General features: G+C 55.8%; 11 protein-coding genes. 1 reads left to right on the forward strand and 10 read right to left on the reverse strand.

What is annotated here, in order from left to right:
- The 10 genes from MHM86_RS15805 to MHM86_RS15850 all read right to left on the reverse strand — a co-directional run bounded on the left by MHM86_RS15805 (position 1) and on the right by MHM86_RS15850 (position 11960).
- Positions 1-957, reverse strand: coding sequence for a Gfo/Idh/MocA family protein (locus MHM86_RS15805; protein WP_239201250.1), 957 nt, complete (start codon positions 955-957; stop codon positions 1-3).
- Entirely contained in the window at positions 947-1459 is a 513-nt protein-coding gene (locus tag MHM86_RS15810) for an acyltransferase (RefSeq protein ID WP_239201254.1), read from the reverse strand. The genes MHM86_RS15805 and MHM86_RS15810 overlap by 11 nt, the downstream gene beginning before the upstream one ends.
- Complete coding sequence (locus MHM86_RS15815; RefSeq protein ID WP_239201255.1) at positions 1459-2598, reverse strand: DegT/DnrJ/EryC1/StrS aminotransferase family protein; 1140 nt, start codon at positions 2596-2598, stop codon at positions 1459-1461. The genes MHM86_RS15810 and MHM86_RS15815 overlap by 1 nt, the downstream gene beginning before the upstream one ends.
- A 110-nt stretch (positions 2599-2708) precedes the next feature.
- Complete coding sequence (locus MHM86_RS15820) at positions 2709-3815, reverse strand: glycosyltransferase family 4 protein (RefSeq protein ID WP_239201256.1); 1107 nt, start codon at positions 3813-3815, stop codon at positions 2709-2711.
- A gap of 288 nt (positions 3816-4103) precedes the next feature.
- The gene (locus MHM86_RS15825) at positions 4104-6239 is read right to left on the reverse strand and encodes a polysaccharide biosynthesis tyrosine autokinase (protein WP_239201257.1); all 2136 of its coding nucleotides are present in this window, start codon (positions 6237-6239) and stop codon (positions 4104-4106) included.
- 110 nt (positions 6240-6349) lie between these two features.
- A complete protein-coding gene (locus tag MHM86_RS15830; RefSeq protein ID WP_239201258.1) occupies positions 6350-7039 on the reverse strand; it encodes a metallophosphoesterase family protein in 690 nt (229 codons plus the stop codon).
- Positions 7040-7256: 217 nt separating this feature from the next.
- Positions 7257-8765: a glycosyltransferase gene (locus tag MHM86_RS15835; protein ID WP_239201270.1), complete on the reverse strand. Its 1509-nt coding sequence runs from the start codon at positions 8763-8765 to the stop codon at positions 7257-7259.
- Positions 8762-9853: a sulfotransferase family protein gene (locus MHM86_RS15840; RefSeq protein ID WP_239201272.1), complete on the reverse strand. Its 1092-nt coding sequence runs from the start codon at positions 9851-9853 to the stop codon at positions 8762-8764. The genes MHM86_RS15835 and MHM86_RS15840 overlap by 4 nt, the downstream gene beginning before the upstream one ends.
- Before the next feature lie 143 nt (positions 9854-9996).
- Entirely contained in the window at positions 9997-10659 is a 663-nt protein-coding gene (locus tag MHM86_RS15845; RefSeq protein ID WP_239201274.1) for an ABC transporter ATP-binding protein, read from the reverse strand.
- A 41-nt stretch (positions 10660-10700) separates the two neighbouring features.
- Entirely contained in the window at positions 10701-11960 is a 1260-nt protein-coding gene (locus tag MHM86_RS15850; protein ID WP_239201276.1) for a sugar transporter, read from the reverse strand.
- A gap of 88 nt (positions 11961-12048) precedes the next feature.
- Here MHM86_RS15850 and MHM86_RS15855 point away from each other — a divergent pair, with 88 nt between their 5' ends.
- Positions 12049-12888, forward strand: coding sequence for an ABC transporter permease (locus MHM86_RS15855; RefSeq protein WP_239201279.1), 840 nt, complete (start codon positions 12049-12051; stop codon positions 12886-12888).
- Positions 12889-13039: the final 151 nt, after the last annotated feature.

Here is a 13039-nt window from a genome sequence, read left to right on the forward strand (position 1 = left end):
TTAACTCTCAACAGACGTTTTGATTTGATCACAGATTTGCATAGCTGCGACTCCGGCAGATACACTTGGCCGATTAGAATCTGCGATGTTTACACAACTTTCCATAAAGCTTTGAAGTTCAGTAAGAAGCGCTTCTTGTGGAGCTACAGCTACAGCCTCTCTTACAGCGGAAACTCTGTAAGGTAGATCGTCTTCAACTTTGGTCTCAGCTTCGCGATTGATGATGATTTCTTTGCTCAGCAAATCACAGTCGATGTACATGTCAACGCAAGTGCTAGAGATATGTCGGATCTTTTTATCGGTGACACGGCTTGCAAGAATTCTAGAGAACTGTCCATTTTCATGAGTGATCAACGCGGACGCAAAATCTGTCATTTCACCCTTAGAAAATCCATGGGCTGCTACGGATTTGGCGGGGCCGTTCAAATAGAGTGCAAGGTCAATATCATGGATCATCAGGTCTGTGATGACATCAACATCGGTAATCCGCGAACTTACTTTGTTGGTGCGGGTGAAATCCAAGCTGATGATTTTTTCAGTACCGTCCAGAACGGTTTTAAGAGACCGTACTGCAGGGTTGAACCTTTCAATAAACCCAACTTGAATATTTAGTTCATTTTCCTTCGCAAAATCAGAAATTTCGATTGCTTCTTGCAGAGTTGCGGCCAATGGCTTCTCAACGAAGATGTTCTTTACGCCTTTTGCGCACATGCGAATGTAATCAGCATGCGTTACCGTTGGCGTGCAGATGACGACAGCGTCAACTTGATCTAAATAAGATGTTGGGTCTACGGTATATGGTATGCTGTATTCCTTGCCCAGGCTCTCTACAACTTCGGTATTAGCATCGCAGATGAATGTGAGTTCGAAGCCCTTTAACAGAGATAAGACACGCAGATGGTTTCGCCCCATGTTTCCAAGGCCGAGCAAACCAACTTTGACCACTTTATCGTTCATTTTCTTCTCCAGATACTCGATTTCCGGCTTTATCAATTTTGGAAATTACTTGCGCAGGGGTTCCTGCTACCAAGGTATAGGGGGGGACGTTTTTTGTGACGACACTGCCCGCAGCAACCATTGAGTACTCGCCTAAAGTCACGCCGCAAACGATGGTGGCATTGGCGCCAATACTGGTGCCCGAATCAACGCGAGTTTTTGTAATATTCCAGTCGGCATTAAACGCTCGCGGAATTTTATCGTTCGTGAATGACACATTTGGTCCGACGAATACGTCGTTGCCAATTGTAACTCCGTTATAAATGGAGACGCTGTTTTGAATTTTACAGCGGTTCCCGATTGAGACACCGTGGTCCACGTATACATCCTTTGAAAGGATGCAGTCAGCGCCAATATTAGTTCCTTCTCGAATTTGTACATTGATCCAAATTTTCGTTCCTGCTCCAATTTTTGCTTCATCAGAAACATGGGCAGAAGGGTGTGAAAAGATATCTTTCGACATCAGACTTTCTCCTGTGTCGACGCCAGAACATCCATCACACGCATCAGTTCCGCTTCAGTCATATATGGGAATAGGGGCAGATTCAGAACAGAGGCGCAGATGCTCTCGGCGCCGTCCCCACCAATGTGCTTTAAGAGGTGGTCTTTAGCGCCTGGCTGTTGTGACATTACCCCAGGATAGATATTAGCAAAACCGATATTGTTGCTTCTCAAGTTCGCTTCAATTGTCTGTTTTTGGGCTGGATCACGTACAAAACATACATTGCAATACCCGTTCTCATCATAGCCTGACGGAGCCTGCATGATTTCGAGCCCTATTTTGGGGCTAAGGGCGGTTACGTGCTGCTGATAAAAGGCCGCGGACTTTCTACGGGACTCAATGCGTGCATCAATAAATTCCATTGAGTGATTAAGATACGCAGCCTGCAGAGCGTCCATACGCGAGTTCCACCCGATCGCTCCATGCCCATAGTGTGTGGTGCGTCCGTGGTTTGTAAGCTGGCGTACTTTTTCAGCTAAATTAGCGTCATTTGTAAACACAGCCCCAGCGTCACCGGCTGCGCCCAAAACTTTGGCTGGATAAAATGACGTTGTGGAAATTGTGGCCCCTGCATAAATTGGAGCACTATTAAAACGGGTACCAAAGCATTGTGCGCCATCCTCGACCAAAACAACGCCTTCTCGCTTACAAATTGCACGAATGTCATCTAAACATGCGCTTCCCCAGCCATACAAATGAGCAATGATTGCTGCCTTTGGCCTAATCGTTTTCAGAGCGCTTTCGAGATCGTGATATGAAATTCCACCATCACTGATGTCGCTATCAACCGTTACAGGAGTGGCACCCACGTTCACTGCTGCTTCGAACGTGGCCCAAAAAGTCATGTTCGGGACTAAAACGACATCCCCAGCGCCAATGCCAACGGCGCGCAAAGAAAGCTGGAGTGCATCCGTACCGTTTGCACAGCTCACTGTATGATCTACACCGACGTAATTGCTAAGCTTTTCTTCGAGAGATGCAACTTCTTGCCCACCAACGAACTGAGTATTTTTCAACATGTGGGAAAATTTCTCAGATACACTCTCCACAAACCCCGGTTCATGTCGTTTCAAATCGATAAAGGGAACGGATTCTGGCATGGTTCAGCCTCCTATTTTTCTACAAAGTTCTGTATTGCATCGTTAATACAGGTTTCGTCATTTTTTAATCAAACGATACGCTTCACAAAGATGCTTCTCCGAAGCCAAAATCAAATTTTTCCAAACAGATCAATGTAAGAGTTAATGACAATTTTTTCATCATAATGGGTCGCTACCCTCTCGGCACCCTTTTGCCCCATAGCATTTCTGTCATATTGAGACATTCCCAAAAATTCAATGCACGCTATTGCTAGGGATGCCGCGTCTTTTGGCTTCACCAAAATACCTGTCTCACCGTTGACAACTAAATCTCTGCACCCCGGAATATTCGTTGTGATCACCGGCCGCCCAATTGCACTTGCTTCGATAAGAGAGCGGGGCGTTCCTTCGCGGTAATATGAGGGAAGCACAACACAATGCGCCTCATAGAGGTGTGGCAGGACGTTCTCCGTTACGCCCAAATATTCGACAATTCCTTCATCAGACCAATTATCTACATCAGCCAGCTGGACAGAGTCTTTGCTGTCATGATCGATTGGACCAAGTATTCTAAATATCGCGTTTGGGTGGTTTTTTCTTATTTCTTCCGCAGCCTCGACAAACTGACCAACCCCCTTCGACCAAAGCAGACGTGCCACCATGAGAAAAATGACACGATCATCCGCAGACGGAAGCTCGGCCTTTTGGAAGCGCATTAGATCAACACCTGATCCAGGTAAAAGCCTAGCGCGTTCTTTAGGAACGATACCCGCAGAAACACAGGTTTTTAAGTCATCCGGATTTTGAAAAAAAACAACCATAGCACGACTTGCTGAGACGCGATACAGCAATCGAATGAGAGAGCTGAAAAGACCTTTCTTATCAAAGGCAGGTCCCAAACCTGTTACATTTGGAGCAAAGGGAATATTGAGAATGCGGCAAGCAATTCCAGAGTAGATATTGTTTTTAATTGTATAGCTGAACACAATTTCTGGGCGAATTTGGCGAATATACATAAATATTGAAAACAACAATAAAAATTCCCGCAACGGCGAGATACCGTTTCGATCCATTCTTATTTCTTTGTGCTCAGCGCCTAATTCTTTGATCTTTGAAACATAGTTGTCGGAAGGCGACAAGACAGTCACCTTATGATGATCTTCGATGAGCTTCTTTAGTAAGCCCTCGCGAAAATTTGCAATTTTAAATGTCGTATTTCCAGTTAGCAAAACATGCATATAACAATCCAGTAATTAAAAGGAGAAACCCAGTAGATGCGCCCAGAAACGAACAGGCGATTTATTCACTAAGATCGTAAGATGATCCATTTCAGAATGGTTAATGATAAAAGCCTTGCCACAAGGTAGCGCAACTTGGCGTGATTACTGAGTGCCGCTGCTACAGCACCACATGGATGCTTTTTATGGAAACGGCTGCGTAACACCTACTCTGATATCGTTATGATCGTGATAAAAAAATAACAGCGTTATTTCCATTAATTCAGCAACTGGGTACGATCAGTTACCTCACTCATCATAATAGCCACCGCCATAGGTGCCATAGGCACCACCGCGGTCACCGTAGCCGTAGCGTTTCATACCTTTGGCATCGATTTGCGACAGGACCAGACCGGACACATTGAGGTTCACGGCGCGCAGCTCGTTCAGGGCGGCGCGGACCTGGGCTTTGCTGGTGCTGTCCCATTTGACCGAATACATGATCGCATCACAGTGCTGACCGATGACGCGGGCGTCTGGCACCACCAGCACTGGCGGCGTGTCGATGATGACAAAGTCATAGGCGGCCCGGGCGTGTTCGAGGAACGTCTTGAAAGCCTCAGAGGAGAAGACATCGGCGGCGTTAAGCTGCGACTTTTCGCCCACCAGCACATCCGCGCCCAGCCGATCGTGGAACAGCGCGGTCTCTTCCAGTGTCGCTTCGCCAGTAATCACCGACAACAGGCCCTCTTTGCCGGCTTTCTTTTGGAAATATTCATCCAGCGTGCGGCGGCGGATATCGCCTTCGACCAGCAGCACCCGTTTGCCAAGGCCAGAGAGGTTCTGTGCCAGCGAGATCGACTGGGTGGTTTTACCTTCGCCGGGGATGGTGGAGGTGGACATGATCACCTTGGGCGGCTCATCCATGTTCGACAGCAAGAGCGAGGTTCGCATGTTGCGGATGGATTCCACTGCGGCGGAGGTTGGTTTGTCCTTTAGGTATTGCAGCAGGTCAATGCGGGCTGAGATCGGGAACAGCGGCACCTGGCCGATAACATGTGCACCGGTGGCGCCTTCCAACTCTTCGGCGTTGCGGAAGGTGTCTGTTTTGAGTTCGCGCAACAGCACGATACCGGCGCCAGTCATCGCGCCGAGGATCAGCGACATTACCCCGATTATCGCGGTACGCGGCGCGACTTTTTCACCAGTGATCGCCTTGGACAGAACGCGGGCGTCAGGGCTTTGAATGCCTTGCTGGATTGTGGTTTCTTTGAGCCGTGTCTGGAAGGTTTCATAGAGGACTGAAACGGTTTCTAATTCGCGGTTCATTTGTTGTAATTCGCCCAGTTTGGCGGCCTGATCATCCACGCGGGCTTCTAGGGCGGTGACGCTGTCCTGGAGCGATTTGACTTGTGTGGTGGAGCGCTCCACATCAGTACGGGCGCGGGTCACCAGAAGGTCGAGGCGGGTCATGAACGGCGACCCCGTCCCCCAGATCTCAGAAGCGCTGCGATCTTGTGCGAGGCGGCGTAGGGTGGGGTCCTTGGTGGCCTCCAGCACCAGATCAACGCTGCGGCTATCGACGGCCGAGTTCAGCAAGGCAAAATTGGCGGCCGCGTTTTCCGCGTCGCGTTTTTCGCCGAGCAGTCGTTCGGTCAATTCACGGGCCTGAGCGTTCATCAGTGCTAGACCTTCGACGTTGATGTAGTCCGCAGCAGAGGTGGCTTTCTTCAATGCGGCGTCGCGTTCTTCCAGCTCTGTTTCCAGTTCGACAACCCGTTCAGACAGCCAAGTTACGCCTTCGTCCAGTGTGTTGAACTTCACCTGCACTTGATCCTGGCGGTAGGTTTCGGCAATGGTGTTGGCGATCAGTTGGGATTTTTCTTTGCCGTCGGTGGTGACTGAGATGGTGATGATATAGGTTTGGCGTTTGGCGGCCACCCCTAGCCGTTGGCCCAACCGTTTGACCGCTTCATTGAGGAGGTCCTGTCGGGTTGGCTCTTCTTTTGTTGTAAGGTTCAGAGCGGAGAGAAGCGTTCCGAGCGAGAGCAATGAGTGCTCCACCAATGTGGGATTAAATTCAGGATCTTCTAGAAGGGATAGCTCTGTCACCACGGTTTCCAACAGACCACGGGAGCGGATTACTTCGATCTCGGTGTTAATCGCTTCACTGTCGGCTGAGAGGCCACCAACGGCGCTGGGGATGTCGATCAGCGAAGACTCTTCTTCTTGGATCGCTAGAACGGTTGTCGAGGTATATTTCGGTACCGCGATCTGTGTGACGTATACTCCACCCAGTACCAAACCGATAAAGGCGGCCAGTGCGATCCATAGCTTGCCCCGCCACAGGGTGCCAAAGAGCGCCATCAGGTCAATCTCATCGTCCGGTAAAGCCTGTGCTGCCAAGCTGCGGTTTGTGTCATTCATATCGTTGCGCACCAGCATTTATTGTCCCACATACCTTCACTCTCATTGTGACAGGCCTGTCGTCTTATCGACCTGTCAGGAAGGTTCTAATTCACATCGTCATCTAAAATCGCCCCAAAGGGGCGCGGTTACACTTGCACCATTTGCACGTCGCCATCAGCGAAAATCGCGCCGCTTAGGCGGCCGGTGGCATAGGCACCGGTGTCGATGCTTACCACACCTTGTGACACCCGCGGCGTATCTACAATCGTATGCCCGTGTACAACCCACAACCCATCTTTTCGCGGCAGTTTTCCAAATTTCGGATGGCCCCAGATCAGGATCTTCTCGGCCTGTTCACGGATCGGATGTTCCGGATGGGCGGCGGCGTGCACTGCGTAGACATTGCCGTTTTGATAGGTCAGCGGCAGGCTGCGCAGCCAGTCGATCATTTCGTCGCCTATGGCCGCAACCATCTGATCGCGCAGGGCGACTGGATCCTGAGCTGAGCCTGAGACGCCGAAGCTTGCCACCGTCTGCAAGCCGCCATGGCGCAGCCAGCGGGCGCCCTTTTCTGCGGGATTGTCGATGAAGTCGAGGCACATGCGTTCGTGATTGCCCATCAGGAAGGTCGCGCCCGTGTCGCGCAGTTTCATCAATCGGCGCAGCACTTCGGCGTTTTTTTCGCCGCGGTCGATGTAATCACCAACAAAGACCAGTTCGGCCTCCGGCGCCTCAGCGGCCAATCTGTCGAGGAGCCGCCCCAATTGATCGTCGCAGCCATGGATGTCACCGATCGCCGCAAAGGGGCGGCTGACTGCGATGGGGGGAATCTCCACCTCAATCTCTTTAACTGCTGGGGTGGCAGGGGCGCTTTTGCGTCCCAGGAGACGCCCGAATAATCCGGCCATAGTGTCCTCACGAAAGTCTTAATAGCGTCTTAAGGGGGCAAGGCCTGTAATCTCAAGCAGAACTTGTGGGAATTCTGGATTCTGCGGGAAATCATAGCGGGATGCTGCCGATATGTGGCATTTGGCGTCGCGTGAACGGGTGTGGTCAGGACACTCCCCCATAAACCTCCCGCAGCGCCGCCAGATGTTGCGCCATGGTCACTGGGGGGCGGGCGGTGTGCCAGTAGTCTTTCAGGTTGATCTCTCCGTTCAGCGCGGCGGTCAGGCGGGCCTGAAACGCAGCCGTGTCCCCAGCGGGAAAGGTGAGGGTTGGGCTCCCTGACAGTTCGCGCGCGCCGCCAAGGTCGCTGGTGATGAGCGGGATGTGGCGGGCGTGCATTTCGATGGCGACTTGTGGCAGGTTATCGCGCCACAGGACCGGCACCAGACCCAGATCGACGTCCCCCAGCAGCGTGTCGAGATCACTGGCGCTATAGCCATCGTGATAGCTGAGGCTGGCCAGATCTTGCCCCAGCGCGTGCAGGCGTTTCCCACTGCCGTCCCCTGCGTCCCGCGCCGCGATGGTGAGGTGCAGGCGGTGTTTTACGGCGTCCGGCAGCGCCTCCAATGCGTTCAGCAGAAAATAGAACCCTTTGTCGCGGCGCATGTAGCCGAGGTAGGCGAGCTTTAGCGTGCCGTCCATGCGCGGCAGCTGGGGTTTGGGATGGGTGCGGGGGAACTCTGCCGCCGCTTCGGTGCCGATGTAGGAGGTGTGCAGGATGTCTGGGGCAAGGCCGAACGCCACTGCCACCTGCCGCACCGCGTCAGAGACGCAGAGGACGTGATCACAGTGGGCATTGATCAGCGCCACCATGGTCTGGCGGCGGATCTGGTGGTGCGGGGAGGAGGGGTGCGCGCGGGCAGACGGCGCGGGGCGCTGTCGCTTCAGCCGTCTCACGGTCCGTCCCAAAAGACGACTGGCGCGCGCGCCCCATGTGGTGGTGAGATGGAATATAGCATCAAAGGCGCGGCTGCCGGGGCGGATGCGCATGCATTTCAGGTGATAGGCCAAGGCGTGGGCCAGTCGCAAATGGGCCGGATTGAACTGTTCGGGCAGGCAGGTAGTGCAGGCGCGGGTGCCTTGGTCATTGCGGCAATCCGCTGCCTCGCGTTGCCAGAGGTTCACCTGCGCGCAGAAGGGATAGTAGTTGTGCAGCGACAGCACCACGCGTGTCTCGGGCCAGCGGGATTTCAGCGCCAGTGCGGCGGCGGGCAGCCCTTCGAGGTTGTTGAAATGCACCACATCATAGGGGCCGGTCGTGGCGATGAAGTCGTGAAAGACCTGCAGGGTCGGGCCATCCTCCAGCTGCGATTGTTGCCCGAAAGAGTGGTGGGCGGGCGCCAGAGTGGCGGAGTTGATGATTTCATATCGGCGATGGCGGTCCTTGGCGGGGCCATGGCGCATGGATTCCCAGCGCGGGCGGCGGCGGATCAGATCGTGAGAGATTCCGGCGGCGAGGAAGGTGGCCTCGATCTGCTCACCCGCGCCATTTGCGGCGTTTTGCCCGTTCTGCCTGTCGATTTCGGCCAAGAGGTTGCGCTGGTAGAGGCTGACGCCGCCGCCGCGCTGTTCATCATCCAGATAATCGACCCAGTTGTAGTAGAGCACCTTCATGGCTTGGGGTCTTGTTTGGGCGGGCGCATACCTTGCGCCTCTTCCAATGCGCGCAGGCGGGCGGTGATGGCGTCGTTTTCGCGCCGCATGTTCTGGCGCAGCACATGGAGTTCCTGCAACAGGAACCCTGCCAGGTGCCAGCCGGTCTGATCTGATGTGCTGAGCTCTGGCAGGCGGGCCTGATAGGCGGTGAGGTCGACGCCGTTGTGGGGCAGGGGGCGCAGGGTCTCCAGCCCCTGAACCATACGGGTGCGTATGGTGTCCAGATCGGCGTCGGTTACGGGTGGGTTTCCAGCGGGGGCGACGTCGAGGTATTTACGGGCGCGGGTGGTGGTCCAGTGGATCACCTCTGCGGGCAGATCGGCGTTTTGCATCAGCCGCACCAGATCGACCAGATCCGCATCAAGGCGGGGGTTTGGATCCGCATCAGGTTGTTGCAGGGCGCGTTTTGGCGCCGTCAGGTCAAAGAGCGACAGGAAATCGCGGTAAAGCCCGCCATCCGCCAGCAGCGCCTTATCATAAGGGCGCAGGATCACCGCATCGGCGCCGAAGATGTCGATCCACGGGCGCAGGGCCAGTGCGTAGTTGTAATGCACCGGCTCAATGAAACGGGTAAGGGCGGTGGTGAGGTCAGGGGTTTTGATGCCCATTTTGACCAGTTGGTTGAACCAGGATTGCAGGTGACTGTCGGGCGCGCGCAGGTAGGCGATGATGCGCACAGTGATATCCGGCGCGCTGGCCATGATGGTCTGCAGCTGGCGGGCCGCTGTTGGGTGGGCGCCAAGGCGCATGAACTCTTCGGAGCTGATAATCATCGCGGGCTGGCGGCTCTGGCGCAGTTCCTGAAACACCTCCTGCCACAGTGTTTCGGGGGGCGTGGGGTTGTTGTAGCCATGCATCAGGCTGCGCACATTGGCGGCGCGCAGCAGGGCGAAGGCGAGGAGGGAGTGTTTGTCAAACTCGCGATGCGTTTCCCCGTAGCGCAGCCCGTGGCGGCGCAGGAAACCCTGTTGGCCCGCCAGAAACCCCTGCAGCGCGGTGGTGCCGGTTTTGTAGTGGCCGATGTGGATATAGAGGGTTTTGGGCATGGGGTTATCGTGTGTGCTTTTGTCTGAGGTTTGTTGTGTAGCGCCGTTCCGAGGGGGGTGCGAACGCGCCGCCCAACAGTGCCTGTTGGGCGGGACTTCAATATGAAGCGGTGTGCCTCAGACCCGACTGTTTATGTGTTTTCCTAAACCCCCCGCGCCATATTCTCTTGATGTTGCGCAATCGCTTCTTCCAGATCGTCATAATAGCGGACCTTGCCGCCTTCCAGCACCAGACCGGCGTCGCAGAACTTGCGCAATTGCCAGAGGTCGTGATTGACCAAAATGGCGCTGGCCTGCCGCATCCTCTCGGCAAAAATTGCCTGACTGCGCTGTCGAAAGGCCGCATCGCCCACTGCCGTCACCTCATCCACCAGATAGGTGTCAAAGCGAATCCCCATCGAGGTGCCAAAGGCCAGTCGGGATCGCATACCGGCCGAATATGTGCGCACCGGCATGTGGAAGTGATCGCCGATCTGGGCAAAGTCACGGACAAAATCAATCAACGCGTCACTGTCCACGCCATAAATGCGGGCGATAAAGCGCACGTTCTGCGCCCCGGTGAGCGCCCCGTGAAACGATCCGCCAAAGCCCACCGGCCAAGAGATGGTGCCGTCTGACACCACCCGCCCGCTGTCAGGGCGCAGGGTGCCGGCAATCAGCTGCATCAGCGTCGATTTCCCCGCCCCGTTGCGCCCCAGCAGGGCCAGCGATTTGCCCGTCGGCAGCGTCGCGGTGAGGTCATGGATCACCAGCTTGCGCTGGCCCTTCACCGTGAAGCTTTTGCTGAGGTTTTCAAAACGGATCATCGCGCGGTCTTTCCCCCTTCGTCCCTGTCTTACGCCCTGTCTTACGCCCTGTCGCGGATGCTGTAGTAGATCAGCGCCAGCACCGACCACATCAGGGTCAGGAACAGCAGCGCCAATGCGCTGAGGGTCAGGCGGCGGGGATACTGGGCACTGTCGGCAAGGGTGGGCTGCACATAGGTGGCCAGATAGCGGCTTTGGCGGGCGGCATTGGCACGCGCCAGTTCCAGCGCGGCGAGGGCGGCGCCATAGCTTTCTTCGGCATATTCGCGATCCACCATCAGGCCTTCAAACTCGGCCAGCAGTTGCGGGTAATCCGCATCAACTGCGGCGCTGCGATCCACGGTGGGTGCGGCGTCGGTAGAGGCTGGGCCTTCTCCGCTCCCCTCTCCGGCCCCCTCTCCGGCAAAGCGGTTGCGCTCGCTGCGGATGAGGTCCTGAATGGCGCTGATCCGCCGTGCCGCCTGCACCACCCGCAGATCGGTGTCAGAAGCGGTCTGTAACAAGAGATCATGATCAATCAATGCCTCTGCCAGTTGCTGCTGCAGGGTGTTCATCACCCCCATGCGTCCCTGCAGGTCCGCCTCTGGATCCACCAGCTGGGTGCGGGTTCTGAACCGGGTCAGCTCTTCGCGGGCCTGTTTCAGCCGCGCCAAGGCCACCGCCAGATCATCGCGCGCATAGCGCAGCGCATCTTCGCGCGCCTGCGTCGAGAGCGCGTTGATCATCGCCTGCCCCTGTTCGACAATCTCCCGGGCAATATCGCGCGCCATCTGTGGATCATAGGCCAGCACCTGCACCTCAATCAGGCCGCTGGTCTGATCATAAGAGACCTGCACAACGCGGCGCCAATAGGTCAGCAGATCCGCCTGATCCGCCTTTGGGTGCAGGGCAAAGACCGGATCTTGCTGCCAGTAGGCACCATAATGACCCACCAGATCGAGGCGCTGGTTGATGTTGGCGACAATTTCAGGGCTGAGGATGAATTCATACAGGATGTCGCCATCCTGCGAGGTGACCCCACCGGTCAGCGTGCTGAGTCCGCCAAGGAGCGTGGTGGCGGCCGTCGTCTCTTCGCCGCGCACGGTAAAGCCGGTGGTGGAGGCATAGCGATCCGCCGCCACCGCCCAGAGGTAGACCGCGCAGGCCAGCACCGGCAGAAGAACCAGCAGCACAAAACTGACCACCAGCCGCCAGTGCCGCCGCCGCAGACGAGCCGCAGGCACCGGGGCCGGTTGCGGCGCGGGATGCGCCACCTGGGTCTGCGCAGGCTGGTTTTGTGCGGGCTCTGAGAGGGTGGTCATGAAAATGCTCCTGCCGGATGCGCCTAAAATAGCTTAAGGTTTCAGTATATACAGCCAGTTAACGTGATCACGATAGGATATCTCCGGGATGGAGGATGCAAGCCGTCAGGTAGATACGCAGGCGCCCCTGCCGCCAAGCGGGCGCAGCAGGCACGGCGCCAAACGTCGCTTCGCCACGTTTCGTGCGGTGGCGGCTTTGATGTTGCGGGAAATGGCCACCCGCTATGGCCGCGCCTCGGGTGGCTATGTCTGGGCGGTGCTGGAACCGCTTGGCACCATCGCAATGCTGGCGTTCGGGTTCTCCTTGGTGCTGGCAACACCGCCCTTGGGCAACAGTTTCATCCTGTTCTTTGCCGCGGGCTTTCTGCCCTTCAACCTCAGCCTTGGCATTGCCACCATGGTGGAGCGGATGATCCACTTCTCCCGCCCGTTGTTGTTTTATCCGGCGGTCACATGGCTGGATGCGATGCTGGCGCGGGTGATTTTGAACACGCTCACCGCACTTTTGGTGATGGTGCTGTTGTTCACCGCCATCCTGATGCTCACAGACACCACCACAGTGGTGCAGATGGGGCCGATTGTGCTGGCCTGCGCGCTGGCGGTTCTACTGGGGTCCGGCGTGGGGCTGATCAACTGCGTGATCGGCGGGCTGTTTCCCACCTGGGAACGGGTCTGGGCCATCCTGACCCGACCGCTGTTTCTGGCATCTGGCATTTTTTACACCTTTGAAAGCCTGCCCCGTCAGGTGCAGGAGATCCTGTGGTGGAACCCGATCGTGCATATCGTCAGCCTGATGCGCACCGGATTTTATCCAATGTACCGCGCGTCTCATGTCAGCCTTGGCTATGTGGTGGCGGTGAGCCTGATCTGCCTCCTCTTGGGGCTGATCCTGATGCAGCGCCATCACCGGACATTGCTGCAGGGGTGAGGCAGATTTGAGGCCTGCCCACATTTGAAGTCTAGCACCAACCCGTGGGGCGGGTCGTGCCGGAGGCACGCCTCAAACGCAGAAAAGCCGGCCCAGATACGGACCGACTTCCCCGGAGTTATGGGCCCCCTGTATCGAGGGGCCCAATGAG

This window comes from Thalassobius sp. Cn5-15 (genome assembly GCF_022347685.1).
GTDB lineage: Bacteria > Pseudomonadota > Alphaproteobacteria > Rhodobacterales > Rhodobacteraceae > Thalassobius.

Coding starts and splice junctions, on each gene's coding strand:
- MHM86_RS15845 (WP_239201274.1), bottom strand. CDS start 10,659: ATGATCCGTTTTGAAAACCTCAGCAAAAGCTTCACGGTGAAGGGCCAG.
- MHM86_RS15805 (WP_239201250.1), bottom strand. CDS start 957: ATGAACGATAAAGTGGTCAAAGTTGGTTTGCTCGGCCTTGGAAACATG.
- MHM86_RS15840 (WP_239201272.1), bottom strand. CDS start 9,853: ATGCCCAAAACCCTCTATATCCACATCGGCCACTACAAAACCGGCACC.
- MHM86_RS15825 (WP_239201257.1), bottom strand. CDS start 6,239: ATGCTGGTGCGCAACGATATGAATGACACAAACCGCAGCTTGGCAGCA.
- MHM86_RS15820 (WP_239201256.1), bottom strand. CDS start 3,815: ATGCATGTTTTGCTAACTGGAAATACGACATTTAAAATTGCAAATTTT.
- MHM86_RS15850 (WP_239201276.1), bottom strand. CDS start 11,960: ATGACCACCCTCTCAGAGCCCGCACAAAACCAGCCTGCGCAGACCCAG.
- MHM86_RS15815 (WP_239201255.1), bottom strand. CDS start 2,598: ATGCCAGAATCCGTTCCCTTTATCGATTTGAAACGACATGAACCGGGG.
- MHM86_RS15855 (WP_239201279.1), top strand. CDS start 12,049: ATGGAGGATGCAAGCCGTCAGGTAGATACGCAGGCGCCCCTGCCGCCA.
- MHM86_RS15810 (WP_239201254.1), bottom strand. CDS start 1,459: ATGTCGAAAGATATCTTTTCACACCCTTCTGCCCATGTTTCTGATGAA.
- MHM86_RS15835 (WP_239201270.1), bottom strand. CDS start 8,765: ATGAAGGTGCTCTACTACAACTGGGTCGATTATCTGGATGATGAACAG.